Below are 25,274 nucleotides of genomic sequence, written 5' to 3'. Positions count from 1 at the left end.
GTCCTCGCGCGCCCCGTCGCCGCCCCCGCAGGGCCTACGCTTGAAGGCTGATCGAGTTCACCTGTCGATCATGTCTTCCGTGTCCCCGATCAGGAGTGAAATGGCCGTCAACCTCGTCAATGTCGAGTCCGTCAGCAAGGTGTACGGCACACGTGCGCTGCTCGACGGTGTCTCCCTGGGAGTGTCCGAGGGGGACCGGATCGGGGTCGTGGGCCGCAACGGCGACGGCAAGACCACCCTGATCCGGATGCTCGCCAAGCTGGAGGAGGCCGACACCGGGCGGGTCACGCACTCCGGCGGGCTGCGGCTCGGCGTGCTCACCCAGCACGACTCCCTCGACCCCGAGGCCACCGTCCGGCACGAGGTCATCGGCGACATGGCGGACCACGAGTGGGCGGGCGACGCCAAGGTCCGCGACGTGCTGACCGGGCTGTTCGGCGGGCTCGACCTGCCGGGCTTCCCGCAGGGCCTGGACACCGTCATCGGCCCGCTCTCCGGCGGCGAGCGCCGCCGCATCGCCCTCGCCAAGCTGCTCATCGAGGAACAGGACCTCCTCGTCCTCGACGAGCCCACCAACCACCTCGACGTCGAGGGCATCGCCTGGCTCGCCCGCCACCTGCAGAACCGGCGCTCCGCGCTCGTCTGCGTCACCCACGACCGCTGGTTCCTGGACCAGGTCTGCACCCGCATGTGGGACGTGCAGAAGGGGGCGGTCTACGAGTACGAGGGCGGCTACTCCGACTACGTCTTCGCCCGCGCCGAACGCGAGCGCATCGCCGCCACCGAGGAGACCAAGCGGCAGAACCTCGTCCGCAAGGAGCTGGCCTGGCTGCGGCGCGGCGCCCCCGCCCGCACCTCCAAGCCCCGCTTCCGCGTCGAGGCCGCCAACGAGCTGATCCAGGACGTGCCGCCGCCCCGCGACACCTCCGAGCTGATGCGGTTCGCCTCCTCCCGGCTCGGCAAGACCGTCGTCGACCTCGAGGACGTCACGGTGCAGGCCGGCCCGAAGGTGCTGCTCCAGCACGTCACCTGGCAGCTCGGCCCCGGCGACCGGATCGGCCTGGTCGGCGTCAACGGCGCGGGCAAGACCTCCCTGCTGCGCGCCATGGCCGACGCGGCCGTCAGCGAGGGCGAGAGCCAGCCGGCGGGCGGCAGCATCCGCGTCGGCAAGACGGTGAAGCTGGCCTACCTCTCCCAGGAGGTCGCCGAACTCAGCCCCTCGCTGCGGGTGCTCGAGGCCGTGCAGCAGGTCCGTGAGCGCGTCGAGCTGGGCAAGGGCCGCGAGATGACCGCCGGTCAGCTCTGCGAGACCTTCGGCTTCAGCAAGGAGAAGCAGTGGACGCCCGTCGGCGACCTGTCCGGCGGTGAGCGGCGCCGGCTGCAGCTGCTGCGGCTGCTGATGGACGAGCCCAACGTGCTGTTCCTCGACGAGCCCACCAACGACCTGGACATCGAGACCCTCACCCAGCTCGAGGACGTGCTCGACGGATGGCCCGGCTCGATGGTCGTCATCTCCCACGACCGGTTCTTCGTCGAGCGCACCACCGACCGGGTGTTCGCCCTCCTCGGCGACGGGGCGCTGCGGATGCTGCCGCGCGGGATCGACGAGTACCTGGAGCGGCGCGAGCGGATGGAGAAGGCGGCGGAGGCGGCCGCCCCCGCGCCCGCCGCCCCGGCGGCCGGCGCCGCGAGGACCGTCTCCGCGGCCGACGCCCGCGCCGCCAAGAAGGAACTGCAGAAGATCGAGCGGCAGCTCGACCGGGTCTCCGAGCAGGAGAAGGACCTGCACGCGGCGATCGCGGAGAACGCGACCGACTTCGCGAAGGTCGCCTCCCTCGACGCGGAGCTGCGCGAACTCGGCGGCCGGCGCGAGGAGCTGGAGATGCGCTGGCTGGAACTGGCCGAGGACGTCTGAACCCGGCCGGTCTCGTCCGCGTCCCCCGAGGGCCTCGTTCCGCCCTCGGCGGTGCGCGCGGTGCGCGCACCGTGTCCGAGTGGTGAAGGCGCGTAACGACCCCATCACGGACCGGTCCTCCCTTGGGAACAGCGGGTGACCGGCCCGCAGGGTTGTCGTAGGGCGGTGATAGAAAGGGCCGGAGTGAGAATCGTCTGAGAAGTACTGCTGTGGCGAGAAACGATCGCTGTCGGACGCGGCGCCACGCGGTGACAACAGGGGGGAAGGCGCTGATGACTCAGCCGAGCGATCCGCCGCCGCAGGGCGGCAAGGACACACCTCAGGGGCAGCAGCCGCAGCAGCAACCGCCGCCCCCGCAGGGCGGCTTCGGCGCCCCGCAGGATCCGAGACAGTCCTCCGTTCCCCAGCCCCCGCAGGCGCCGCAGCCTCCGCAGGCACCGCCCGCCCCGCCGCAGCCCGGGTACGGCTACCCGCAGCAGCAGGCCGGGCCCTACGCGCCCCCGCCGCAGCCGGGCCCCTACGGTGCCACCCCGCCCCAGCAGCCGGGCCCGTACGCCCCGTCCGGGCCGTACGGCGCCCCGCCGCAGCCCGGCCCGTACCAGGCCCCGGCCCAGCCCGGCCCGTACGGCACCCCGCCGGGGCCCGGCTACGGCTACCCGCAGCAGGCGCCCCAGTTCCCCGGCGCGCCCACGCCCCCGCCGGAGGGCGGAGGCGGCCGGAACCCCTTCAGGGGCAAGCCCGCGCTGATCGTCGGCGGCGCCGTGGCGCTGCTGCTGATCGTCGGCGGCACGGTGTGGGCCGTGTCCGGCGGCGGTGGCGAGGACGACAAGAAGCCCGTCGCCCGCAAGAGCGGCAAGGCCTCCCCCTCCGCGAGCAAGGCCCCCGTCGACAAGGGGGACGGCAACGGAGGCGACGGCGCGGACCCCGAGGACCTCAACGAGGGCCGCAAGGACGGCGAGGCGAAGGTCCTCTGGTACAAGGAGGCCCCCAAGGCCCCCGGTGACGGCGCGGACGCCCCCGGCATGTGGATCACCGGGAAGACGGCCGTGAAGGCCGTCTACAAGGAGGTCGTGGCCTACGACGTCGCCACCGGCGAGGCCGCCTGGGACCCGATCACCTTCCCCCAGAAGATCTGCGCGGTGACCCACGAGAAGACCTCGGACGACAAGGTCGTCGTCGCCTACATGAACGGCGTCAGCAGCAACGCCACGTGTAACCAGCTCCAGCAGATCGACCTCACCACCGGCAAGAAGGGCTGGACCGCCAAGGTCTCCGAGGGCGACCTGTTCGACAGCACGCGCTCCCTGGAGGTGTCCCTCGCCGGGAACACCCTCATGGTCGGCCGCTCCCAGTCCGGCACGGCGTACGACGTCCGGTCCGGCAAGAAGCTGTGGGACAAGAAGAAGTACGGCTCCGCCTGCTTCCCCTCGGCGTTCGCGGGCGGCTCGAAGCTGATCGCCGTCTCCTCCTGCGCCGCCTCCACCTCCAAGGAGCACGACGAGGTCCAGCAGCTCGACCCGAAGACCGGCAAGGCCCGGTGGACGAGGAAGATCCCCAAGGGCTGGTCGGTCGCGCGGACGTACTCCGTCGACCCGTTGGTGCTGTACCTCACCGACGAGGACCACAAGAAGTGGAACGTCTCCACGCTCAAGGACGACGGCTCGCTCCGCTCCCAGGTGGACGTGAACGAGTCCTTCGCCCCCGAGTGCGGCTGGGCCATCCTGGAGCGCGACCTCCAGGGCTGCAGCGGTGTCACGGCGGACGCGAGCACCCTGTACCTGCCGACCGAGGCCAAGAGCGGCGCCAACGAGATCGTCGCGATCAGCCTGGACACCGGCAAGGAGAAGTGGCGGACGAAGTCCCCGGCCGACTCCTCGATGCTGCCGATGCGGACCGAGGGCTCCACGCTGTACGCCTACGTCGAGCCGACGTACCGCGAGGGCGGACGGGTGGTGTCCGTGTCCACGGGAGGCGGCGGCCACAAGCCGACCACCCTGCTGCGGAACCCGCAGGGCACCGCCGACATCGAGAACGGCTTCTACTCCCGGGACATCGCGTACGTGGACGGCCGCTTCTACCTCTCCACGGGCCGGCTGAACGGCAACTCCCAGACCAAGCAGAAGCTGATGCTCGCCTACGGCAAGTGACCGGTACCCGCGGGCCCTTCGCGTCCCGCGGGTGCCCCCGCCGGCCGGCGCCGTCCCCGTTGTCACCGCTGCCACCGTCGTCCCCGTCGTCCGTACCCACGAGGAAACCCACACCATGAGCCAGCCGCCGCCCCCGCCTCCGAACCAGCCGCCCTCGGGGGACTCCGGTGCCCCGCAGGACCCGCTGAAGAAGAAGGACTCCGCCGCCCCGGAGACCCCGCAGCCCCAGGGGGCCGCCGACTCCGCCCCGGCCCCGCAGGGCCCGCCGCCGCCCGCGCCCCACGGCTTCGGCGCGCCCCCGGCGCCCCAGGGCCCGCCGCAGAACGCCCCGCAGGGCCCTCCGCCCCCGCAGGGCTTCGGCGCCCCGCAGCCCCCGCCTCCCGGCGGCTTCGGCGCACCCCAGCCCCCGCCGGCCGCCCCGCCCGGCACACCCCCGGCCACCCCGCCGGGCCAGACCCCGCCGCCCCCGCCCACGTCCCCGCAGGGCCCCGGCTACGGCTACCCGCAGCAGGCCCCCGGGTACGGCTATCCGCAGCCCGCCCCGCCGCAGCAGCCCGGCTACGGCTACCCGGGCCAGCAGCCCCCGCCCTACGGGCAGCAGCAGGCGTACGGCCAGCCGCAGGCCGGGTACGGCTTCCCCGGTCAGCAGCCCGGCTACGGCGGCTACCAGCCGCCCACCGTGCCGATGCAGCCGCAGCCCGGTGGCGGCCGGAACCGCAACGTGCTGTGGATCGTCGTGGCGGCGGTCGCCGCGATCGCGCTGATCGTCGGCGGCGGCGTCATCTACGCCACCTCCGGCGGTGGTGACGACGACAAGAAGACCGCCTCCGGCTCCGGCGGCAAGGGCGACGGCAAGGGCGAGGACGGCTCCGGCGGCGGCACCGGCGGGAGCTCGGGCGGCGAGAAGGCGCCCGCGAACCCGTCCGCCGAGGTCCTCTTCCAGCTTCCGGCGCCGAAGATCACCGACAAGAACGAGATCGACAGCGTCGCCGGCTCCTGGCTGTCCGGTTCCGTCTACGCCAAGGCGGCCGTCAACAAGATCGTCGGCTACGAGGCGGACTCCGGCGACACCAAGTGGACGCTGGACCTGCCCGGCCAGACCTGCGCCGGCACCCGCACGACGAGCTCCGACGGCATCGCCGCGGTGATCAGCGAGTCCGCGAAGCGGAAGAACCCCAAGGACTACCACCCCTGCACCGAGATCACGGCGTTCGAGGTGGCCACCGGCAAGAAGCTGTGGCGCAAGAGCGTGGCCGTGAGCGGCGCGAAGGTGCAGTTCAAGGAGGCGGCGATCTCCGCCACCACGCTCGCCGTCGGCGGCGGGTACAACGGCGGCGCGGCCTTCGACCTCTCCTCCGGCAAGGTGCTGTGGCAGCCCAAGGTCGGCGACTGCCAGGACGAGGGCTACGCGGGCGGCGAGCAGCTCGTGGCCGTGCGCAAGTGCGGCGACTTCGGCAACGAGCGCTACTCGGTGCAGCTCCTCAACTCCAAGTCGGGCGCCGTGAAGTGGGAGTACAAGCTCCCCTCGGGCCTCGACAACGCCAAGGTCATCTCCACCAAGCCGGTCGTCTTCGGCGTCGACTCCGGTGAGATCACCGCGAGCGGTGTCACCGACGTCTTCTCGCTGGACGACAAGGGCGGACTGCGCACGAAGATCACGCTCGCGGACGGCAAGTACGAGCACGACTGCGGCGTGAACCTCGTGGAGGACTGCCACGCCATCGCGGTCGGCAACGACAAGCTGTACGTGCCGACCAAGGAGCACGACGGCGGGGGCGACTTCAGCCGGACCAACGAGATCATCGCGTTCTCGCTGGCCACGGGGAAGACCACCGGCGACAAGATCGACGCCGGTGACGGCTACGAGATCTTCCCGATCCGCATGGACGGCGACAACATCCTCGCCTTCAAGGACGGCCCCTACGACAAGGGCGCCCAGGTGGTCTCGGTCGACGGGAAGTCGCTGAAGTCGACCAAGCTGCTGGAGACCCCGGACTCGCAGTCGGTGATCCGCGCCGTCAGCAGCATGGTCCCGAAGACGTCGGAGATGCTCTACGGCGACGGCCGGCTGTTCCTCGGCAAGGACCTGGTCAGCAGGCCCTACTCGGCCGGCGAGAAGGAGTACACGGCGCTCGGCTTCGGCGCCAAGTAGCCCGCGAGGCGCGCGGACACGTGCGCGCGCCCGGCCCCGCCCCAGTTGAGGGCGGGGCCTTTTCGCGTTGATCGCCTACCGTGCCGGGCCCGCGCGGGGAGGGCTTTTCGGCAATCCGGGCAGTTCTGGGCGCCAGGGGAAGCGCAACGTCGAACAAGCGTGTAGCTTCCGGGGGCAGACAGAACGGGGTTGCCGAGCGGGGTTTTCCCGACCACGGGGATCGGTGGGCATCCACAGTGGGCATCCGTTGGGGGACTGGGGTGACTGGGGGGTTGCTCGATGGGAGTGCGGCTGATGGTGGTCGACGACCACCGGCTGCTGGCCGAGGCGCTGGCATCGGCGCTGAAACTGCGCGGGCACCGGGTGCTCGCCGCGGCCGCGCCCGCCGCGGGAGCGGCGGAGCTGGTGATCACGCGCGCACCCGAGGTGTGCCTGCTGGGCACGGCCGCGCCGGCCGCACCGGGTGCCTTCGACCCGGTGGCGCGGATCAAGCGGGAACGCCCGCAGGTGGCGGTGGTGGTGCTCGGCCCGGTGCCGAACCCCCGGGGGATCGCGGCGGCGTTCGCGGCGGGCGCCTCGGGCTATGTGCGCCACGACGAGCGGATCGAGGGCGTCGAGCGGGCGATCATGAAGGCGCGGGCGGGGGAGGCGGCGGTCGCGCCGCTGCTGCTCCAGGGGGCGTTCGCCGAACTCCTCAACCCCGCCGCCCAGCCGGACGACGAGGGCCAGCGGCTGCTCGCGATGCTCACGCCCCGTGAGGTGGAGGTGCTGGTCCGGGTCGCCGACGGTGAGGACACCCGGCTGATCGCGGCCGGCATGGGCATAGCGCCGAGCACCGCGCGCACGCATGTGCAGCGGGTGCTGATGAAACTCGGCGTGGGCAGCCGCCTGGAGGCGGCGGCGCTGGCCGCGCGCACGGGGCTGCTGGACAGGGCGGGGCCGGTCAGCGGGTGAATCGCCGCTGCCGGGGCCCCGTCACAGCAGATGCCCCGTACGGCGGCCGGTGCCCGGCTGCTCCGACGTGAGGACGGAGGCGAGCAACTCCGCGTCCAGCCCCGTCGCGTCGGCCAGCCGTGAGCCCACCCCGTATGCGTTGAGCAGTGCCTTCGTCACCCGCAGCGCGCCTCCCGGCCGCCGCACCACCGGCCGGGTCCACGCGGCGACCGCCGCGTCGAGGTCGGCCCACGGCACGACCCGCTGCAACAGCGACAGCCCGAGCGCCTCCCGCGCCCCGAACTCCCGTCCGGTGAGCACCAGTTCGCGGGCCCGTGCGGGCCCCACCTCGCTGAGCAGCCGCGGCAGCAGCCCGCCCCACGCGGCCGGCACCCCGAGCGCGAGTTCGGGGAGCCGGAAGGTCGCGGTGTCGGCCCCGGCCCGCAGGTCGCAGGCGAGGGCGAGGGCGAACCCGGCGCCGATCACCCGGCCGTGCACCGCCGCGACGGTGACCGCCGGGTTCCGGGTCAGCGCCTCGCAGACCCGCCGCGCCCGGTTGCCGTAGGCGCGTATCCCGGCGCCGCCCGGGTCCTCGGCCAGGTGCCCGGCGAGTGCGGCGCGGTCCCCGCCGACGCAGAAGTCCTCGCCCGCGCCGGACAGGACGACCACCCGTACACCGGGGTCCTGACCGTCGAGCACGGTCAGGAGGTCCTGCAGCATCTGGTCGGTGACGAGGTTGCCGTCCTCGGGGGTGTTCAGCTCGATCGAGAGCACGGCGCCGTTCTGCTGGACCCGCAGGGTCTTCAACAGCACGGTCTCGGCCACCGAGGGCACCGAGGGCGGCATCGGGGGCACCGGCGGTACGGGCGGCGTCGGGGAGGTCATGCGGCCGCCGCCAGGGAGGTCGAGGTCACCTTCAGGGAGGTGACGCGCCGGAACACCATCCGGGGCGCGTAGGCGGGGGCGGAGACCGGCCGCAGGGTGGGGAACCGTTCCAGCAGCCGGGCCAGCAGGGTACGGATCTCCAGCCGGGCGAGCGCCGCCCCCAGGCAGTAGTGCGCGCCCCCGCCGAAGCTGAGGTGCGCCCCGTCCCGGGTGGGGTCGAAGGCGCCGGGGTCGGGGTTGCGGCGCGGATCGTGCGCGGCGGCGCCGTAGAGGACGTGGACCATCGTGTCGCGGGGCATGGGCACCCCGGCCAGTTCGGTGTCCTCGGAGGCGTAACGGGAGGTGAGGTGCACCGGGGGGTCGTAGCGCAGGGTCTCCTCCATCGCCCCGTCGACGAACTCCCGGTGCTCCCGCAGCCAGGCCCACCGCCCGGGGTCCCGGCCCAGCAGCCACACCGCGTTGGACATCGTGGTCGCGGTGGTCTCCATCGAGGCGATGGTGATGAACATGGTCAGGTGGTAGAGGACGTGGTCGGCGGCGGCCGGGTCGTCCGGGTGGGCGGCGTCCCAGTGGCGGATCCAGCCGGAGAGCGCGTCCTCGCCCGGGGCGGCGCGGCGGCCGGCGATCAGCTCGGTGAAGTAGGCCCGCATCTCGGCGCTGGCCCCGGCCGAGATCTCCAGTTGGCTCCGGGTGGGCGTGAGTTCCTGGGCGAAGACCTGGCGGTGCGCGAAGTCCACGATGCGCGCGTGGTCCTCGGGGGGCAGGCCGAGCCAGTGGCCGACGGTCCTGATGGGGAGCGGTTCGGCGACGGTGGCGAGGAAGTCGGCCTCGCCCTCGGCCTCCAGCCGTTCGGCCAGGTCGTCCAGGAGGGTGTCGACGTGCCCGGCGACGACCGGGGCCAGGTCCTGGAGGGTGCTGCGGTCGAAGGGGTTGCCCAGGGCGCGCCGTTGGCACGTGTGCGCGGGGGCGTTGAGGCGGGAGAGGGTGCCGCCCATCTCGCGGGTCGCGGCGGCCCCCCAGCGTCCGGGGTCGGCCTGCCGGTCCTGCCAGGCGAAGTCGGGGACGTGCCAGGCGCGGTCGCGCAGTACCTGGTTGCAGACGTCGTAGCCGGTGAGGAAGTAGCCGCCCCAGGGGGCGGGGACGACGTCGCCGAGCCGGCGGAACTCCTCCCAGAGCGGGAGGGGGTTGCTCTGGCCCTCGGGGGAGCGGAGCCGCCGGAGCACGGAGAGGACGGTACGGCGGTCGACGGTGGTGCGGGGTATGTCACCGACGGCGGACACGGGGGGCTCCTTCGGGTGGGCGGTGCGTTACCCGTACCGGCGGAACCTACCCGTCCCCATACCTTCGGCATGCGCCGCTGCGTGTTGCTCCTGTCACATTCCGTGGCACATTGTGGACTTCTGGTGGTCGTCATCGCCCACATTCGGTCAAATGATGTTCACAGGAGCACACGTGTGCTCACACGGCGGGAGGCTGCTCCGGACCCGCACCCCGATGTCCGCAGCAGCCTCCCGCCCCCTCGGTCACACCCGGAACAGGTCCAGGAACGTGCTCCAGAAGCCGCCCTTGCGGCCCGCCCGCTGCGGCTCCGCCGGACGCGGGGCCGAGGGCGCCTGGGCCCGCAGCGGCTGCTCGGCCGGCGTCGGCCGGGCCGCCGGCATGGCGCCGTTGCCCAGCGCCGAGGCCACCCGGGTCGCGGGCGTCGGGCCGAAGCGCACCGGCAGCGCCACCAGCGCCCGGTGGAACAGCCCCGGACGCCACTGCAACTGGTCGGCCGGTACCGCGAGCTGGAGGTCGGGCAGGGCGTTGAGGATCGCCTCGACCGCCGCCACCGCGATCACCTGCGCCGGCGACTTCGCCGGGCAGGCGTGCGGCCCGGCGCCCCACGCCAGGTGGGCACCCGCGCTGCGCGCCTGCCGGGCCTCCTTCAGCGCCGGGTCCGTGTTGGCACCCGCGAAGCTGATCACGACCGGGGAGTTCGCCTCCACGACCGTGCCGCCGAGGTCCATGTCCTGCACGGGGAAGTGCGTGGCGTAGTTGGCGATCGGCGGGTCGTTCCACAGGACGTGGTCGAGCGCCTCCTCGATCAGCATGCCGGTGCCGCGGCCGGAGTCCTCGGTGAGCAGCGTCAGCAGCGTGTTGGAGATGAGGTTGCGCTCCGGCTCGATGCCGGCCCCCATCAGCATCACGAGCTGGTCCTTGAGCTCCTCGTCGGTCAGGCCCGCACCGTGCTGGATCAGCCACGAGGTCATGTCGTCGCCGGGCTCGCGCCGCTTGAGCGCGATCAGCTCCATCAGGGAGGCGTTGAGCTCCTCGTTGGCGCGCAGCGCCTCGTTCGGGTCCTGCGCCTCGAACAGGGCGGCCATGGCGCCGGTCAGCCGGTCGCCGATGTCGGCCGGGCAGCCGAACAGCTTGTTGAACAGCAGCAGCGGCAGCAGCTTGGCGTAGTCGTGCAGCAGGTCGGCCCGGCCGCGCTCGCTGAACTGGTCGATGAGATAGGCGGCGATCGGCTCGACGTCCCGGCGGATCCGGGTGATGTTCAGTTTGTCCAGGCTCTCGGTGACCGCCTTGCGCAGCCGCAGGTGCACGGCCCCGTCGGTGAACAGGCAGTTGGGCCGGTAGGCCATCATCGGCAGGACGGGGCTGTCCAGGGATATACGGCCCTCGTTGAGGTCTTTCCAACGCCGTGAGTCCCGGACGAAGAGCTGCGGGCTCTGCAGAACGCGCAGGGCGGTCTCGTACCCGGTGACCAGGGTGGCGTTCACGCCGGGCGCTATCTCCACGGGCGCCGCCGGGCCCTGGGCGCGCAACTGGTCGTAGACCAGGTGCGGGTCGGCCGCGAAGTCGGCGCCGTGCATCGGGCATCTGGAGGCGGCGCCGGGGCTGCCGGCCGGTTGCTGGTGGTCCATGAGGTGGTTCCTTCGGGGGCGGAAGTGGTACGAGGGGTGTTCAGGACACCCGGGTGAGCAGGTGCCGCACGAGGGCGATCAGCGCGTGGCCGGAGGAGCGCTGGTCCCGGGCGTCGCAGTACTCGACGGGGGTGTCCGGCAGCAGGTCCAGCGCCTCGCGGATCTCCTCCTGGGCGAACTGTGCCGAGGGATCGAAGGAGTTGACGGCGATGGCGTACTCCAGGCCGTACTTCTCCACCAGGTCGATCACCGGGAAGGAGTCGGCGAGCCGGGCGGGATCCACCAGGATCAGCGCGCCCAGCGCGCCGCGCGCCATGTCCTCCCAGAGCTGCATGAACCGCTGCTGGCCCGGCGTGCCGAACAGGTAGAGCACCAGGTCGTCGCTCAGGGTCAGCCGGCCGAAGTCCAGGGCCACGGTGGTGGTCACCTTGTCCGGCGCCCCGCGCAGGTCGTCCACCTGGGTGGACGCCTCCGTCATCTTCTCCTCGGTGCGCAGCGGGGTGATCTCCGAGAGCGACCCGATGAACGTGGTCTTGCCCACGGCGAAGTGGCCCACGACGAGGATCTTGGCGGTGGTGGTCACCGCGTCGGAGACGTAGATGCCCGGGTTGCGGCCGGCGGGGGTGCTGCGGGTGGTCCCGCGCTCATCCATAACGGGTTTGGAGTCCATGCAGCACCTTCTCGATGGTTTCTCGGTCGACGAGCTGTGCGCGCGGCGGTGCGGCGCGGCGCAGCAGATGGCCCTGTTCGAATAAATCGGTCAGCAGCAGCCGGGCCACTCCCACGGGCAGCCCGAGGTGGGCGGACACCTCGGCCACGGCCAGGTAGCCGCCGGCGCACAGCTCCCAGATCTCGCGCACCTCCGGGGACGCCCCGAGCGGCAGCTCCGCGTCGGGGGCGAGCGTCACCAGGGTGTGCAGGGACAGCTCGTCCGCCTCCGGCAGGCGCCGGCCCCCGGTGATGACGTAGGAGCGTACGAAGTGACCGGTGACCGCGGCTTCCTCGTCCGGCCGGGTCATACGTCCGCACCCGCGCTCTGGCGGGGCGGTGTGGTCATCGCCTTGCCCAGCGCGCTCACCTGCTGCTGCATCCGGAACGACATCGACTCCATGTCGACGTCGAGGGCCGCCGAGACCGCCAGGTAGGCACCCTGGCCCGCGGCGATCAGGAAGATCCAGCCACCGTCGTACTCGATCAGCGTCTGCTTCCAGACGCCGTTCCCGGCGGACACGAACGGGGCCACCGCCCGGCTCAGGGACTGCATCGAGCTCATGGCGGCCGCGTTGGTCTCCGCCTCGTCACGGCCGATGTCGCTGGAGCGCTCCAGCAGCAGGCCGTCGGCCGAGACGAGGATCGCGTGCCGGGCGCCGCGCACCTGCAGCACGTCGTTCAGCACCCACGACAGGTCGGGATTCACTGGGCTTCGGGTCCTTCCGTGGAGGGGGTGTTCCGACCGAGCTGCGTGCCGCGCGCGAACGCGGAGATGCGCGCCGCGGTGACCTGGCCGCCGTGTTCCGGCTCCGGCTGCTCCCGCTCCGCCTCGTCGGCGTCGACGGGGAACGGGACCACGGAGACCGAACTGATGCGACGGCGCTTGGGCAGACCCCCGGCCGTGGTGCCGACCGGGCGGGCGGGGGCCGCGTGGTGGGCGGACGTTGCCATCGATGTCAGCCGCTGCGGCTGCGCCATCGGCTCCGGGTCCGGCACCGGCGTCGGCCCCGGCACGGCGGACTGCCCGTCCGCGTGGCGATGCCCCGTCGCCCCGGACTCCTCCGGTTCGGGCACATTGGTGGTCAGCAGGTTCTCGGGCAGAAGAATCACCGCGCGTACGCCGCCGTAGGGGGATACGGAGTCGACCGACACCTTGAAGCCGTAGCGGGCGGCGAGCATCCCCGAGACGGCGAAACCGAACTTGGGGGGATTGCCGAGGCCGGTGATGGCGACGGGCCCCTGGGGATCGAGCAGCTCGGCGGCCCGGTCCTTCTCCTCCTGGCTCATGCCGAGACCCGCGTCGTCGACGATCAGGCACACGCCGGTCGACACGGTCTGGATGTTGATCTCGACGGGCGTGCCGGGCGCGCTGTAGTTGGTGGCGTTGGCCAGCAGCTCGGCCAGCACCACCGCCACGGGCTCCACGGCCCTGGGCGCGACCGAGACGTTCACCTGCGAGTTGATGCGGACCCGGTCGAAGTGCTTGATCCGCCCCTGCGCGCTGCGGGCCACGTCGTAGACCGAGGCGATGGTCTCGCGGCGCCCGAGCCAGCCACCGCACAGCACCGCGATGCCCTGGGCACGGCGGCTGAACTGGCTGTTGGTGTGGTCCACCAGCATCAGGTCGGCGAGGATCTCGGAGTCGTCGCCGTACTTGCGCTGTGCCTTGTCGATGACGTGCTGCTGCTCGTCCGCGAGCACCTGGAGGGTGCGCATCGCGGACTTCAGTACGTCCTTGGTCTCCGCCTCCGCGTCCTGGCGCACCTCCGCGAGGGCGTCGGAGTGCTGGGTGCGCAGGGCGGCGTAGTCGGTGTAGAGCTGGTTGCGTTCTCCCTGGAGGCCGTCTCGGGCGCTGCGCAGGTTCTCGTTCTGTCTGCGGAGTGCCATGTTGGTGCGGCGGGCCTTCATCACCGCGAAGACCGCAGCGAGAAGTACCGCCAGCAAGACCCACAGGAGTGGGTCCTGGAGCAATGACGTCATGAGACTCTCTTCAAGTCGCCTCGCGAACAGGGGCGACCGCGGGCCGGTGCCTGACCGGCCGGCCGCGGTCGCTGCCCCTCGCGATGGGGCCCTAGAGACTGTCCCCCGTGCGCGGTCAACACGTGACGCGCCGTCAGCCTACTGAACGTGCGATGATCTTAGCATTCTGTGAGCTGTCAACCCCTTTGATCGGACTCCTGCCGAAGACCTTCACAGGGCCTTCGCGAGCGGGATCCCCGGGGGTCGGGTGCGGCGCGGACGAGGGGCGAAGGTAAACCCGGGTGTGTTTTCTGTGAAGCCGCAAGTAAAGTCCTGTCAACTTCTTGTTGACCTTCCGTCAAAGCGGAAGCCGAAAGGTAGAGGCACCACCTTGCCCAGACGCACCCTGACCCTGGCCGTCCCGTTCGTCGCCCTCACGGCCGTCCTCCTCACCGCCTGCGGTGGCTCGGACTCCGACTCCTCGAAGTCCGGGGGTGCCGACACCAGGTCCTCCTCCAAGGGCACGGCGGCCGCGCCGCTGAGCGCCGCCGAGCTGGAGAAGAAGGTCCTGACCCAGTCCGACGTCAAAGGCTTCCTGGTCAGCAAGCCGACCAAGGACGAGGAGATCAGCGCGGACAAGGTCGCCTCCAAGCGCGAGGACTGCGCCCCGGTCAGCCTCTCCCTCTCCGGCGTCGCCCTCGACGAGCCGAAGGCGACCGTGCAGCGCCGGGCCACGGGCAAGAAGGACGCGCCGACCGGCAAGGAGAAGGACGTCGACGCCGCCGTGGACGCGGCGTTCGACACGACGACCTCCGCCGTCACCCTCGCCTCCTACGCCGACGAGGCCGCCGCCACCGAGGCGCTCGCCTCGATCGGCAAGAGCGTCACCGCCTGTGCGAAGGGCTACACCTACTCCGCGATGGGCACCGAGCAGAAGCTCACCGAGGTCGCCGCCGACACCGCCCCCGAGGCGGGCGACGAGGCCGTCGCCTTCACCGCGACGGTCCAGCAGGACGGCATGCCGAAGCCCGGCCCCATGAAGGTCGCCGCCTTCCGCACCGGTTCGACGGTCACCTACGTGTCCAGCCTGAACCCCGCGGCCCTGATGAAGGGCGGGGACTTCGAGTTCCCGACGGTACTCGTGGAGACACAGGCGAAGAAGCTGGGCTGAACGGCCGGGGCGCCGACTGACTGTCCATGGGCGATCGTTGGGTGCCCCTGTCCGCACCCTGCGATCGCACTCGGCCCAAGCTGCGCAGGACCTCAAAACCTCAAAACCTCAGGACCCACCGAAAGCAGACGCACCCGTATGAACACCGCCGCCTTACGCACCACCCTGGCCGTCCTGACCGCCCTGCCGCTCGCACTCCTCACCGCGTGCGACGACTCCGGCACCCACGGAGCCGATGGCTCCGGCACCAGTTCGACGCCCTCGACGCCGCCGGCCGGACCGCTGAGCGCGCGCGAACTGGAGAAGAGGTCGCTGGACAAGGGGGACCTGGAGGGCTTTCTGGTAGAGAGCGGCGGCAAGGGCCAGAAGTTCACGGCGGACCAGGTGCGCACCGACAAGAAGCAGTGCCGGCTCCTGGATCTGGCACTGGCCCCGGTCGCCCTGGGGCACCCGGTGGCCACGGCACAACGCTGGGCCGCCGCGGACCTGCCCGTCCCTTCCTCCGGCTCCCGGACCGGCGGGCTCGACGGGACCGAACCGGCGCTCGACCTCCCCATGATGGCGATCACGCTCGCGTCCTACGAGGACGCCGGCACCGCCGAGGGGGAGTTGACGGCCCTCGGCAAGGCGCTGACGGCCTGCCGCGGCGGCTTCACCGGCACACAGCGGGAAACGACGCTCCACTTCACCGCGGTCACCCAGGACCGCGCACCCGAGGTGGGTGAGCAGGCACTGGCGTTCACCGCGACGGGCGAGGTCGACGGCGACGAGGGGCCCGAGAAGGTGGTCGTCTTCCGCAAGGGCAGCACGCTCGCCTACCTCTCCGCCATCCACCCCCTGGGCCAGGACTTCGACTTCCCGGCACCGGTGCTCAAGGCCCAGGAAGCAAAGCTCTCCTGACCGAGCGCACCGGCCCCGGGCACCCGATTCCGAGTTGTCCACAGCCCTGTCCACAGCCCAGGGTGAACTGTCCGCCCCCTACGCCATAGTGCGGCAATGGCACTGACAAAGACCGACGAGGGTGTCCGCGAAGTCCTCCGGAGAGTCCACGCCACCGCCGCCCGACAGGACTGGGCGGTGACCCTCCCGCAACTCGGGCCGGCCGGCGCCGACCGGAACACCGTGCGGCGGATGGTCAGATCGGGCCGCTGGGTTCCGCTGACCCGGGGCAGCTACTGGGTGGGGCAGGACGAAGGGGGCCCGTCCCTGCGCTCCCGGGTGCGGGGGGCCCTCCTGACCTGCGGGCCCCACGTGGTGGCCGCGGGCCCCACGGCCGCCCGACTGCTGGGCATGCAGGGTCTCCCCAGGGACGACGGCACCCTGCACCTGGCCGCTCCCATGGGCCACGAGATCCGCAGCCGCCCAGGCATCCGCGTGCGGCGACGCTCCCTCACGCACTGGGCCTCGCGTGATCCCGACGGGTGCGACGCGGGGGCCACGCAGGGGGCTTCGGGATGGACCGGACGTCACAACGGACGGGGTCAGGCCGTGAAGCCACCGTCCACGTGGAGGGAGGTTCCCGTCGTGTACTGGGCGTCCGGGCTTGCCAGGTGGGCAATGGTGGCGGCTATCTCATGCGGTTCCGCGTAGCGGCCTACGGCGGTGAGGCCGGCGATCGCCTGGGCATGGGGGCCGGTGGACGGGTTGGCATCTGTGTTGGTGGGTCCTGGGTGCACGAGGTTGACGGTGATGCCGCGTGGGCCGAGTTCCCTGGCCAGGCCCTTGGTCATCCCGGTGAGGGCCGACTTGCTCATCGAGTAGAGCGCCATCTCCGGGAAGACCGCACGCTGGGCGATATTGCTGCCGATGCTTATGATGCGGCCGCCTCGGCCCATATGGCGCACTGCCGCCTGCGACGCGAGGAACGGTGCCCGGACATTCACCGCCAGCGTGCGGTCGAGCTCCGCCAGTTCCACCTCCTCAAGGGGACCGACAGGGAAGACGCCCGCGTTGTTGACCAGGATGTCGAGCCTGCCGAACAGCGCGGCGGCCTCGTCCACCGCGGCGGTGAGCGCCGCGGGATTCGCAGAATCGGCCCGGAGGGCAACCGCTCGGCGTCCCCCGGCCTTGATGTGCTCCACCACCCCGGCGGCCCGGTCCGCGCTGTTCTCATAGGTCAGCACGACATCGGCGCCCTCCTCGGCCAACCGCACCGCCACGGCCGCACCAATGCCGCGGCCACCGCCCGTGATCAGGGCCACGTTTCCTTCGAGTCGGTTCATACCGCCGAGCATCGCGTCCGACGCCGCGAGAAGCTGGCGGGATCCCGACCTGACGTTCGCCGTGCGGTACGGAGGTCAGGCGTCGCCCCCGGAACGTATGTGGTGCAGAAGGCGGGCTACGGCGAGGGGCGTGGTGGTGAGCCGTGTGTCCGGCTGTTCGCTCTCGCGGAGGTGGAGGTTGGCGGGGGTGGCGGCGGCCAGTTCGACGCAGGCGTTGCCGTCGCCACCACCGGAGTAGGAAGACTTCTGCCAGATCAACTGGGTGCCCATGTGCGCCTCACAGCTCCTTCGCCAGCTTGTGGATGAGGTCCCGGGAGGGACCTTGTGCGAGAGACCGCGCCTCTACCTTATGGAAGTGAGCGCGGAAGGTCCCCAGTTGCGCTTCCGCGTCGATGAAGACCGTTCCGTGGGGCGCGTCGCGCACGACCGTGTCCAGCTTGGAGACGGTTCCGCCCGCGTACACCATGGTGGCCCCGGCGCTGGCGAAGCTGTCCAGGTCCAGGGGCACGACGCGGACGGTGATGTGGTCCGCTTCCGACAGGTCGAGTACATGGGCGAGTTGTTTGCGTGAGGCGGCGCGATCGCATGCCCTGATGCGCAGCGCCGCCTCGTGGATGATGGCGACGTAGGGGACCGGGTTAGGGCCTTCGATGACCCTTCTGCGTTGCACTCGGTGGCGTACGCGCAAGTCGAGGTCCTCCTCGGGGAGAGCGGGAACCCTGTCCGCGAAGAGCGCGCGGGAGTAGTCCTCGATCTGCAGCAGTCCGGGGATGAACAGGAAGTCCATGTCCCACCTGTACATGGCGTGCTGTTCCAGTTCGGACAGGTCGAGGAACGATTCCGGCAGCGCACCCCGGTACTCCTCCCACCAGCCGCGCGTCCGGTCGGTCGCCATTGCCACCAAGCCGTTGACCAACTCCGCGTCCACGCAGTCGTACAGCGCGGCGAGACGTCGTACCCGCTCCTCGCTCACGCCTGCGATGCCTGCCTCGATCTGGCTCATCTGCACGGAGTCGGCGCCGAGCAAGGCCGCCGCCTCGCGGGCCTTCAGCCCTGCCGCTTCGCGGAGTTTCCGCAGCTCGATGCCCAGTCGCACCTGGCGTGCGGTGGGCTGCCGTCGACGCGGCATGGTGTTCCTCCTCGTCCCCAAGTTCCTCTCACGGGCTACTCGTTCAGGGGGAGATTACGGCAACGACTTGCAGTGTCCTAAATTAAGGACTTACCTTCAGTGACGCGACGCACACGTTGCGGAACCGCCGGGATGCCCGGAAGCGCACCGATCCGTCCTGCCATGACGGCTGAGGCATGCCACCGCCCGGGGACCGCGTCTCTCAACCCCCTCGCCCTCACCGAACGGAGTTCACGCATGCCCGAGAACGGGACCGGAACGGGACTCGCCGCCCCTTGGGAGTACTCCCTGTACATCCCCAACGACCTGCGCGCCGTCACCGTCAGCCGGCGCACCCTGCGGCTCATCCTCACCCTGCACGGACTCATCTGCGTCGTCGACGTCGCCGAGCTGCTCGCGGCGGAGCTGGTCGCCAACGCCGTACGGCACACGGAGGGACCGGCCGCGCTGCGGGTGCGCTGGTCGGCGGGGGTGCTGAGGATCGGTACGTGGGACACGGACCCGCGCCCTCCCGAGCCGGTGGACCCGACGGCGGCGGACCGCGCGGCCGAACTGGAGGAGGGCCGCGGCCTCACCCTCGTCCGCGCCTGCGCGGACCTGTGGGGCTGGCACCCCCTGTCCACGGAGGGCAACCGGGGCAAGTACGTGTGGTGTGACCTGGCGACCGCGTGATCGTTGAGGTGGGCGGGCTTCGGGGCTGCCCGGCCATAATGCGAGGAGGAGGTGAGCTGCTGTGACTGTCATGAGCGACCTGATCGAGCGAGGCGGCATCCCCGAGGGCTACAAAGTCGAGGTCTTCGACGGAAGGGTGATCATGACCCCGCAGAGTCCGGAGCAGGATTGGACCGTCTCGGACGTCAAGGACGCGGTCAAGGCCGCCGGTATCGCGCGCGAGCGTGTCTTCGGAGATGTGCTCGTGTCGTTCCCCGGGGAGAACGACGCCGCCCCCGATCTGACGGTCGTCGGCTTCGACGCCGAACGACGCGGGAACAGCTACTCCTGCCTCGATGTCCTGGCAGTGGTCGAGGTGCCGTCGGAGCCCGAGGACGAGAAGGACTACGTGCGGAACGTCCGCAAGTACGGCCGGTACGGCATCGATTTCTATTTGATCGCCGATCCGTTCAAGCGGATGGTCACGCTGATGTCCGAGCCGCACGCCTCGGGGTACGGCAAGGTCGCGGAGACCCCCTATGGCCGGCCGGTCGTCTTCACTCTGGCCACGGGGGAGCGCATCACGATCGACACGAGCACCTTCCCCGTGCGGGAGAGCCGTTGAGGACCCCCACGTCACCGGTGAAGTACTTCTTCAACAGCCCGGTCGCCCAAGTCGTCCGCGAGGAGGGCCGGGAACAGGGCCGGGAAGAAGGGCGCCGGGGGATCGTGCCGCGATGATTCTGCGCATCCTGGGGTGGCGGGACATCCCGGTGCCCGAGTCCGTTCGCGAGCGGGTGCCGGCGTGCCCCGATCTGGACCTGCTGGAGCTGTGGGCCGAGCGCGCGGTCCGCGCGACCACCGCCGAGGACCTGTTCGCCGGGGAGTGATCCGGGCGGGCGGCCCCGCCGACGGCGCGGAGCCGGTGTCCACCCTCGTGGACACCGGCCCCTGGCACCGCGGGTAGCGCGCCCGCCTACTTCTGTTCCCGTACGTCCTCCTCCGTCACCTCCGGCGGTTCCGTCGGGCGGAGCTTGAGCCAGAGGAGGAAGAGGAGGCCGAGGATCAGCATGCCCAGGCCGGTCCAGAGGTTGATGTTGACGCCGACCGCCTTGTCGATGTCGGCGTCGGAGGCCGTGAGGCCGGCGATCGTCACGATGACGCCGTAGAGCACGAACAGGCCGCCGATGATGCGGCGGATGTCGAAGAGGCGGGCCGCGGTCGCGGACTGGTTCTGGAGTTCGGCGACCTCGCGCTGGAGGTCCTTCTCCGAGGACGCGGGCCGGTGCTCGCCTTCGTGCGGGAATTGCTCAGCCATGGTGTCTCAGCCCCTCGGCGCTCAGATGGAGAACGGGATGTAGCACGCGGCGGCCAGGACGATCGCGCCCCAGCCGAGCAGTGCCGGCCGCCGGTACCACGCGTCGTCGCCCTTGGCGGGCGGCTCGTCCATGCCGGGGGAGCGCGTGCCGTAGACCAGGCCCTGGAGTTCCTCGGCCGGCTTGGGCGCGGTGAACAGGGTGACGGCGACCATCACGACCGCGCCGGCGACGAAGCCGGCGATCGCGGAGACGAAGTTGGCGCCCTGGTCGGTGGGGATGCCGACGATGTCCTGCTTGTAGAGGACGAAGTAGTTGACCATCGCGGCCGTCGTGCCGGCCAGCAGCCCCCAGAACCCGGACTTCATGGACGCCCGCTTCCAGAACATGCCGACGATGAAGACGACGAACATCGGCACGTTGAAGAAGGAGAACAGCGTCTGCAGGTAGCTCATGATGTTGGAGAACGACGAGGCCAGGAACGCCGTGCCGACGGACACCGCGACCCCGATGACGGTGATCAGCCGGCCGAACCGCACGTAGTAGGCGTCCTCGCGGTCGCGCACCACGTACCGCCCCCAGATGTCGGTGGTGAACACGGTGTTGAAGGAGGACACGTTGGCCGCCATGCCGGCCATGAACGCCGCGAGCAGTCCGGTGACCGCGATGCCGAGCACACCGTTGGGGAGCAGCTCCTGCATCAGGTAGGGGATCGCATCGTTGTACTGCAGGCCCGACGTGGAGGTGCCGATCTTGGGCACGAGGACGGCGGCGACCAGGCCGGGGATCATCACCAGGAAGACGATGAAGATCTTCGGGAAGGCGGCGATCAGCGGGGTGCGCTGCCCGGCCGACAGGTTCTTCGCGGACAGCGCGCGCTGCACCTCGGCGAAGTTGGTCGTCCAGTAGCCGAAGGAGAGCACGAAGCCGAGGCCCAGCACGATGGTCAGCCAGTTCGCGCCGAGCGGGTTGGCGCTGCCGATGCCGGTGCCGCCCCAGGCGGTGACGAAGTTGTCCCCGTGCGAGGCGGTGAGGGAGTCCGTCAGGCCGTCCCAGCCGCCGACCCGCTTCAGGCCGAGCGCGGCGATCGGGATGAGGGCCGCGAGGATGACGAAGAACTGCAGCACCTCGTTGTAGATCGCGGAGGACAGGCCGCCCAGGGTGATGTATCCGAGCACGAAGGCGCCGGCGACGAGGATCGCCACCCACTTCGGCCAGCCCAGCAGCGCCTCGACGACGATCGACAGGGCGTAGAGGTTGACGCCCGCGATCAGGAGCGCCGCGAAGGCGAACAGGAGCGCGCTGAGCAGGTGGGCCCACTTGTCGAAGCGGAGCAGCAGGAACTCGGGGACGGAGCGGACCTTCGAGCCGTAGTAGAAGGGCATCATCACCAGGCCGAGGAAGACCATGGCGGGGATGGCCCCGATCCAGTACCAGTGCACGGTGTACACGCCGTACTGGGCGCTGTTGGCGGCCATGCCGAGGATCTCGGTGGCGGCCAGGTTGGCCGAGATGAACGCCAGGCCGGTGATCCAGGCGGGCAGGGAGCGCCCGGACAGGAAGAAGTCGAGACTGGTCTTCACCGAGCGGCGGGCCGCGAAGCCGATGCCGAGCACGACCACGAAGTAGATCCCGAGGATCGTGTAGTCGAGCCAGTTGGTGGGGAGCCGCAGTTCGGCTGCCAGGTGTGTGGGGGTTCGCATGTGTACTCGATTCGTCGCGTGAACCGATCCGGACGGAATCCACGCCTCCGCGGTCAGGGGGTGAACCTCGCGAGTGATCGCTTTTGTGGGGTTGTGATGTTGACGTCCGGGGAGTGGCGTGGTTTGTTATGTTGGGTTCTGTTGGAAGATTGGGGTATGGCGCAGTGAAGAAGACCTCGACCCGGCTGGCCGACGGGCGTGAGCTGATCTACTACGACCTGCGTGACGACACCGTGCGCGACGCCGTGGACCGGCGCCCGCTGGAGCGCACCGTCACCACGTCCGAGATCCGCCACGACGTGCTGCTCGGCGACGCGGTCGCCGTCGCCTCCCACCGGCAGGGCCGCACCTACCACCCGCCCGCCGACGAATGCCCGTTGTGCCCCTCCCGGGACGGGCGGCTCAGCGAGATCCCGGACTCCTCCTACGACGTCGTCGTCTTCGAGAACCGCTTCCCCTCGCTGGCCGGCGACTCCGGGCGCTGCGAGGTCGTCTGCTTCACCTCGGACCACGACGCGTCCTTCGCCGACCTGACCGAGGAGCAGGCGGGACTGGTCCTGGAGGCGTGGACCGACCGCACCGCCGAACTGTCCCATCTGCCCTCCGTCCAGCAGGTCTTTTGCTTCGAGAACCGCGGCGCCGAGATCGGGGTGACGCTGGGTCACCCGCACGGGCAGATCTACGCCTACCCGTTCACCACGCCCCGCACCGCCCTGATGCTCCGTTCGCTCGCCCAGCACAAGCAGGCCAGTGGCGGGGAGAACCTCTTCGACCTCGTCGTGGAGCGGGAGACCGCAGGTGAGCGGGTCGTCCTGGAGACCGAGCACTGGGTGGCCTTCGTGCCCTACGCGGCCCACTGGCCCTACGAGGTTCACCTCTATCCGCGCCGCCGGGTGCCGGACCTGCTCGGGCTCGACGAGGCGGCGCGCGCCGAGTTCCCCCGGGTCTACCTGGAGCTGCTGCGGCGCTTCGACCGGATCTTCGACGGGGGGGACGGAGGGGGAGGCACCGTGGGCGAGTCGCGCACCCCGTACATCGCGGCCTGGCACCAGGCGCCGTTCGGCCCTTGGGACGAGTTCGAGGGTGTCGGGCGGGACGACTTCGCCCTCCACCTCGAACTCTTCACCATCCGCCGCACCGCCGGAAAGCTGAAGTTCCTCGCCGGTTCCGAATCCGGCATGAACGTGTTCATCAACGACGTGCCGCCGGAGGCCGCGGCCCGCCGACTTCGGGAGGTAGCGAGCACATGAGCGGTAAGTACCTGGTCACCGGCGGGGCCGGCTATGTCGGCAGTGTGGTCGCCCAGCACCTGCTGGAGGCCGGACACGAGGTGGTCGTCCTGGACAACCTCTCCACCGGCTTCCGCGAGGGCGTCCCCACGGGCGCCACGTTCGTCGAGGGCGACATCCGCGACGCCGCCAAATGGCTCGACGCCTCCTTCGACGCCGTCCTGCACTTCGCCGCGTTCTCGCAGGTCGGCGAGTCGGTCGTGAAGCCGGAGAAGTACTGGGAGAACAACGTCGGCGGCACCATGGCGCTGCTCGCCGCGATGCGCGAGACGGGGGTGCGCACCCTCGTCTTCTCCTCGACGGCGGCCACGTACGGCGAGCCCGAGCAGGTCCCCATCGTGGAGACCGCGCCGACGAAGCCCACCAACCCCTACGGGGCCTCCAAGCTCGCCGTCGACCACATGATCAGCGGCGAGGCGGCGGCCCACGGCCTGGGCGCGGTCTCCCTGCGCTACTTCAACGTCGCCGGCGCCTACGCCACCTCCTCCGGCGCCACCTACGGGGAACGGCACGACCCCGAGTCGCACCTCATCCCGCTCGTCCTCCAGGTCGCCCAGGGCCGTCGCGAGGCGATCTCCGTCTTCGGCGACGACTACCCGACACCCGACGGGACCTGCGTGCGCGACTACATCCACGTCGCCGACCTCGCCGAGGCCCACCTCCTCGCCCTCACCGCCGCCGTGCCCGGCGAGCACCTGATCTGCAACCTCGGCAACGGCAACGGCTTCTCCGTCCGCGAGGTCGTCGAGACCGTGCGGCAGGTCACCGGCCACCCCGTCCCCGAGGTCGTGGCCCCGCGCCGCGGCGGAGACCCGGCCGTCCTGGTCGCCTCGGCGGACACGGCCCGGCAGAAACTGGGCTGGAACCCGTCCCGCGCGGACCTCGCGGGGATCGTCGCCGACGCCTGGCGGTTCGCCCAGGCGCGCGAAGCCGAATAACACGCACGTACAGTCGGCGCGTACGCCGCAAAAGAGTGGTAGCGAAGGGTCAGGAACAGGGCATGAGTGAGGCTGTCGCGAGAGCCGCCGACGAGGTGGCCGACCGGTTCCGGGAGCTGTACGGGAGCGCACCCGAGGGGGTGTGGGCCGCGCCGGGACGGGTCAACCTCATCGGCGAGCACACCGACTACAACGACGGCTTCGTCATGCCGTTCGCCCTGCCGCACACCACCGTCGCGGCGGTCGCCCGGCGCGAGGACGGCCGACTGCGGCTGCACTCCGCCGACATCGACGCCGCCCCCGTCGAACTCACCCTCGACGAGCTCGCCCCCGAGTCCGACAAGGGCTGGACCGCCTACCCGGCCGGCGTGGTGTGGGCGCTGCGCGAGGCGGGCCACGAGATCGACGGCGCCGACATCCACCTCGCCTCCACCGTCCCCTCCGGCGCCGGCCTGTCCTCCTCGGCGGCCCTGGAGGTCGTCGTCGCCCTCGCACTGAACGACCTGTACGCACTGGGGCTGCGGGGCTGGCAGCTGGCCCGCCTGTGCCAGCGCGCCGAGAACGTCTACGTCGGCGCCCCCACCGGCATCATGGACCAGACCGCCTCCGCCTGCTGCGAGGACGGCCACGCCCTCTTCCTCGACACCCGGGACCTCTCCCAGAAGCAGATCCCCTTCGACCTCGCGGCCGAGGGCATGCGGCTCCTCGTCGTCGACACCCAGGTCAAGCACGCCCACAGCGACGGCGAGTACGGCAAGCGCCGGGCCGGCTGCGAGAAGGGCGCCGCGCTCCTCGGCGTCGACGCCCTGCGCGACGTGGCCTACGAGGAACTCGACGCGGCACTGGACCGGCTCGGCGACGAGGAGGAGGTCCGCCGCCTGGTCCGCCACGTGGTGACGGAGGACCAGCGCGTCGAGCGCGTCGTCTCCCTCCTGGAGTCGGGCGACACCCGCGGCATCGGCCCGGTCCTCACCGAGGGCCACGCCTCCCTGCGCGACGACTTCCGCATCTCCTGCCCCGAACTCGACCTGGTCGTCGACACGGCCCTCGCCACCGGCGCCCTGGGCGCCCGCATGACCGGCGGCGGCTTCGGCGGCTCGGCCATCGTCCTCGTGGAGGAGGCGACGGTCGCCCCCCTCACGGCAGCGGTCGAAGCCGCCTTCGCCCAGGCCGGCTTCACGGCCCCCCGCACCTTCACCGCGGTCCCGTCCCCGGGGGCACACCGGGTGCGGTGACCCGCATTC

24 protein-coding genes are annotated in these 25,274 nt (G+C 71.0%); 12 read left to right on the top strand and 12 right to left on the bottom strand.

Features of this window, described 5'->3' with window-relative positions:
• Nucleotides 1–100: 100 nt before the first annotated feature.
• The 4 genes from OHB09_RS13400 to OHB09_RS13385 all read left to right on the top strand — a co-directional run bounded on the left by OHB09_RS13400 (nt 101) and on the right by OHB09_RS13385 (nt 7,168).
• On the top strand, nt 101–1,915 hold the full coding sequence (locus tag OHB09_RS13400; protein WP_328922026.1) for an ABC-F family ATP-binding cassette domain-containing protein: 1,815 nt from the start codon (nt 101–103) through the stop codon (nt 1,913–1,915).
• Nucleotides 1,916–2,187: 272 nt separating this feature from the next.
• Entirely contained in the window at nt 2,188–4,062 is a 1,875-nt protein-coding gene (locus OHB09_RS13395; protein WP_328922025.1) for an outer membrane protein assembly factor BamB family protein, read from the top strand.
• A 115-nt stretch (nt 4,063–4,177) separates the two neighbouring features.
• Nucleotides 4,178–6,214, top strand: coding sequence for an outer membrane protein assembly factor BamB family protein (locus tag OHB09_RS13390; protein ID WP_328922024.1), 2,037 nt, complete (start codon nt 4,178–4,180; stop codon nt 6,212–6,214).
• 279 nt (nt 6,215–6,493) lie between these two features.
• Nucleotides 6,494–7,168 carry a helix-turn-helix transcriptional regulator gene (locus OHB09_RS13385; protein ID WP_078631266.1) on the top strand — a complete coding sequence of 225 codons (675 nt, stop codon included), beginning with the start codon at nt 6,494–6,496 and terminating at the stop codon, nt 7,166–7,168.
• Between the two features lie 21 nt (nt 7,169–7,189).
• Here OHB09_RS13385 and OHB09_RS13380 read toward each other — a convergent pair whose 3' ends face one another.
• The 7 genes from OHB09_RS13380 to OHB09_RS13350 all read right to left on the bottom strand — a co-directional run bounded on the left by OHB09_RS13380 (nt 7,190) and on the right by OHB09_RS13350 (nt 13,632).
• Nucleotides 7,190–7,993 carry an enoyl-CoA hydratase/isomerase family protein gene (locus OHB09_RS13380; RefSeq protein WP_191855049.1) on the bottom strand — a complete coding sequence of 268 codons (804 nt, stop codon included), beginning with the start codon at nt 7,991–7,993 and terminating at the stop codon, nt 7,190–7,192.
• A gap of 35 nt (nt 7,994–8,028) precedes the next feature.
• Complete coding sequence (locus OHB09_RS13375; RefSeq protein WP_006143848.1) at nt 8,029–9,312, bottom strand: cytochrome P450; 1,284 nt, start codon at nt 9,310–9,312, stop codon at nt 8,029–8,031.
• 243 nt (nt 9,313–9,555) lie between these two features.
• A complete protein-coding gene (locus OHB09_RS13370; RefSeq protein WP_006143847.1) occupies nt 9,556–10,941 on the bottom strand; it encodes a cytochrome P450 family protein in 1,386 nt (461 codons plus the stop codon).
• 40 nt (nt 10,942–10,981) lie between these two features.
• The gene (locus OHB09_RS13365) at nt 10,982–11,593 is read right to left on the bottom strand and encodes a GTP-binding protein (RefSeq protein ID WP_040897017.1); all 612 of its coding nucleotides are present in this window, start codon (nt 11,591–11,593) and stop codon (nt 10,982–10,984) included.
• Entirely contained in the window at nt 11,586–11,960 is a 375-nt protein-coding gene (locus OHB09_RS13360) for a DUF742 domain-containing protein (protein ID WP_006143845.1), read from the bottom strand. Before OHB09_RS13360 ends, OHB09_RS13365 begins: the two co-directional genes overlap by 8 nt.
• Nucleotides 11,957–12,358: a roadblock/LC7 domain-containing protein gene (locus tag OHB09_RS13355; protein WP_006143844.1), complete on the bottom strand. Its 402-nt coding sequence runs from the start codon at nt 12,356–12,358 to the stop codon at nt 11,957–11,959. Before OHB09_RS13355 ends, OHB09_RS13360 begins: the two co-directional genes overlap by 4 nt.
• Nucleotides 12,355–13,632 carry an ATP-binding protein gene (locus OHB09_RS13350; protein ID WP_006143843.1) on the bottom strand — a complete coding sequence of 426 codons (1,278 nt, stop codon included), beginning with the start codon at nt 13,630–13,632 and terminating at the stop codon, nt 12,355–12,357. Before OHB09_RS13350 ends, OHB09_RS13355 begins: the two co-directional genes overlap by 4 nt.
• A gap of 370 nt (nt 13,633–14,002) precedes the next feature.
• On the opposite strand from OHB09_RS13350, the gene OHB09_RS13345 reads away from it, so the two are divergent.
• On the top strand, nt 14,003–14,782 hold the full coding sequence (locus OHB09_RS13345) for a hypothetical protein (RefSeq protein WP_191854973.1): 780 nt from the start codon (nt 14,003–14,005) through the stop codon (nt 14,780–14,782).
• Nucleotides 14,783–14,920: 138 nt separating this feature from the next.
• A complete protein-coding gene (locus tag OHB09_RS13340; RefSeq protein WP_191854974.1) occupies nt 14,921–15,682 on the top strand; it encodes a hypothetical protein in 762 nt (253 codons plus the stop codon).
• Nucleotides 15,683–16,263: 581 nt separating this feature from the next.
• On the opposite strand, the gene OHB09_RS13335 is transcribed toward OHB09_RS13340, so the two are convergent.
• The 3 genes from OHB09_RS13335 to OHB09_RS13325 form a co-directional block, all read right to left on the bottom strand.
• Nucleotides 16,264–17,004, bottom strand: a complete 741-nt coding sequence (locus OHB09_RS13335) for an SDR family NAD(P)-dependent oxidoreductase (RefSeq protein ID WP_213088843.1) — start codon at nt 17,002–17,004, stop codon at nt 16,264–16,266.
• A gap of 75 nt (nt 17,005–17,079) precedes the next feature.
• Nucleotides 17,080–17,274 (bottom strand): DUF397 domain-containing protein, encoded by a 195-nt coding sequence (locus tag OHB09_RS13330; RefSeq protein WP_191854976.1) that lies wholly within the window; start codon nt 17,272–17,274, stop codon nt 17,080–17,082.
• A gap of 7 nt (nt 17,275–17,281) precedes the next feature.
• The gene (locus OHB09_RS13325) at nt 17,282–18,133 is read right to left on the bottom strand and encodes a helix-turn-helix domain-containing protein (protein WP_191854977.1); all 852 of its coding nucleotides are present in this window, start codon (nt 18,131–18,133) and stop codon (nt 17,282–17,284) included.
• Nucleotides 18,134–18,370: 237 nt separating this feature from the next.
• Here OHB09_RS13325 and OHB09_RS13320 point away from each other — a divergent pair, with 237 nt between their 5' ends.
• From OHB09_RS13320 to OHB09_RS13310, 3 genes are all read left to right on the top strand, one after another.
• Complete coding sequence (locus OHB09_RS13320; RefSeq protein WP_191854978.1) at nt 18,371–18,805, top strand: ATP-binding protein; 435 nt, start codon at nt 18,371–18,373, stop codon at nt 18,803–18,805.
• A gap of 70 nt (nt 18,806–18,875) precedes the next feature.
• Nucleotides 18,876–19,409, top strand: coding sequence for a Uma2 family endonuclease (locus OHB09_RS13315; RefSeq protein WP_213088859.1), 534 nt, complete (start codon nt 18,876–18,878; stop codon nt 19,407–19,409).
• A 112-nt stretch (nt 19,410–19,521) separates the two neighbouring features.
• Nucleotides 19,522–19,674, top strand: a complete 153-nt coding sequence (locus OHB09_RS13310; protein ID WP_234527481.1) for a hypothetical protein — start codon at nt 19,522–19,524, stop codon at nt 19,672–19,674.
• A gap of 86 nt (nt 19,675–19,760) precedes the next feature.
• Here OHB09_RS13310 and OHB09_RS13305 read toward each other — a convergent pair whose 3' ends face one another.
• A complete protein-coding gene (locus OHB09_RS13305) occupies nt 19,761–20,102 on the bottom strand; it encodes a hypothetical protein (protein ID WP_006143839.1) in 342 nt (113 codons plus the stop codon).
• Between the two features lie 21 nt (nt 20,103–20,123).
• Nucleotides 20,124–21,803 (bottom strand): sodium:solute symporter family protein, encoded by a 1,680-nt coding sequence (locus OHB09_RS13300; protein WP_093599241.1) that lies wholly within the window; start codon nt 21,801–21,803, stop codon nt 20,124–20,126.
• Between the two features lie 164 nt (nt 21,804–21,967).
• Between OHB09_RS13300 and galT the strand changes: the two genes are divergently transcribed.
• From galT to galK, 3 genes are all read left to right on the top strand, one after another.
• On the top strand, nt 21,968–23,053 hold the full coding sequence (gene galT, locus OHB09_RS13295) for a galactose-1-phosphate uridylyltransferase (RefSeq protein WP_006143837.1): 1,086 nt from the start codon (nt 21,968–21,970) through the stop codon (nt 23,051–23,053).
• Nucleotides 23,050–24,030: a UDP-glucose 4-epimerase GalE gene (galE, locus tag OHB09_RS13290; protein WP_006143836.1), complete on the top strand. Its 981-nt coding sequence runs from the start codon at nt 23,050–23,052 to the stop codon at nt 24,028–24,030. Before galT ends, galE begins: the two co-directional genes overlap by 4 nt.
• A 62-nt stretch (nt 24,031–24,092) precedes the next feature.
• Entirely contained in the window at nt 24,093–25,265 is a 1,173-nt protein-coding gene (gene galK, locus OHB09_RS13285) for a galactokinase (protein ID WP_191891963.1), read from the top strand.
• The last annotated feature ends 9 nt before the right edge of the window (nt 25,266–25,274 follow it).

It is taken from the genome of Streptomyces griseoaurantiacus (genome assembly GCF_036189845.1).
Taxonomy (GTDB): Bacteria; Actinomycetota; Actinomycetes; order Streptomycetales; family Streptomycetaceae; genus Streptomyces; species Streptomyces griseoaurantiacus.
This window is presented reverse-complemented; position numbering and strand designations above follow the sequence as displayed.

Bases quoted from the DNA above. Each gene is read 5' to 3' on its own strand.
- OHB09_RS13400 (WP_328922026.1), top strand. From the start codon at position 101: ATGGCCGTCAACCTCGTCAATGTCGAGTCCGTCAGCAAGGTGTACGGC.
- OHB09_RS13395 (WP_328922025.1), top strand. From the start codon at position 2,188: ATGACTCAGCCGAGCGATCCGCCGCCGCAGGGCGGCAAGGACACACCT.
- OHB09_RS13390 (WP_328922024.1), top strand. From the start codon at position 4,178: ATGAGCCAGCCGCCGCCCCCGCCTCCGAACCAGCCGCCCTCGGGGGAC.
- OHB09_RS13385 (WP_078631266.1), top strand. From the start codon at position 6,494: ATGGGAGTGCGGCTGATGGTGGTCGACGACCACCGGCTGCTGGCCGAG.
- OHB09_RS13380 (WP_191855049.1), bottom strand. From the start codon at position 7,993: ATGCCGCCCTCGGTGCCCTCGGTGGCCGAGACCGTGCTGTTGAAGACC.
- OHB09_RS13370 (WP_006143847.1), bottom strand. From the start codon at position 10,941: ATGGACCACCAGCAACCGGCCGGCAGCCCCGGCGCCGCCTCCAGATGC.
- OHB09_RS13365 (WP_040897017.1), bottom strand. From the start codon at position 11,593: ATGGATGAGCGCGGGACCACCCGCAGCACCCCCGCCGGCCGCAACCCG.
- OHB09_RS13360 (WP_006143845.1), bottom strand. From the start codon at position 11,960: ATGACCCGGCCGGACGAGGAAGCCGCGGTCACCGGTCACTTCGTACGC.
- OHB09_RS13350 (WP_006143843.1), bottom strand. From the start codon at position 13,632: ATGACGTCATTGCTCCAGGACCCACTCCTGTGGGTCTTGCTGGCGGTA.
- OHB09_RS13340 (WP_191854974.1), top strand. From the start codon at position 14,921: ATGAACACCGCCGCCTTACGCACCACCCTGGCCGTCCTGACCGCCCTG.
- OHB09_RS13335 (WP_213088843.1), bottom strand. From the start codon at position 17,004: ATGAACCGACTCGAAGGAAACGTGGCCCTGATCACGGGCGGTGGCCGC.
- OHB09_RS13330 (WP_191854976.1), bottom strand. From the start codon at position 17,274: ATGGGCACCCAGTTGATCTGGCAGAAGTCTTCCTACTCCGGTGGTGGC.
- OHB09_RS13325 (WP_191854977.1), bottom strand. From the start codon at position 18,133: ATGCCGCGTCGACGGCAGCCCACCGCACGCCAGGTGCGACTGGGCATC.
- OHB09_RS13320 (WP_191854978.1), top strand. From the start codon at position 18,371: ATGCCCGAGAACGGGACCGGAACGGGACTCGCCGCCCCTTGGGAGTAC.
- OHB09_RS13315 (WP_213088859.1), top strand. From the start codon at position 18,876: ATGAGCGACCTGATCGAGCGAGGCGGCATCCCCGAGGGCTACAAAGTC.
- OHB09_RS13310 (WP_234527481.1), top strand. From the start codon at position 19,522: ATGATTCTGCGCATCCTGGGGTGGCGGGACATCCCGGTGCCCGAGTCC.
- OHB09_RS13305 (WP_006143839.1), bottom strand. From the start codon at position 20,102: ATGGCTGAGCAATTCCCGCACGAAGGCGAGCACCGGCCCGCGTCCTCG.
- OHB09_RS13300 (WP_093599241.1), bottom strand. From the start codon at position 21,803: ATGCGAACCCCCACACACCTGGCAGCCGAACTGCGGCTCCCCACCAAC.
- galE (WP_006143836.1), top strand. From the start codon at position 23,050: ATGAGCGGTAAGTACCTGGTCACCGGCGGGGCCGGCTATGTCGGCAGT.
- galK (WP_191891963.1), top strand. From the start codon at position 24,093: ATGAGTGAGGCTGTCGCGAGAGCCGCCGACGAGGTGGCCGACCGGTTC.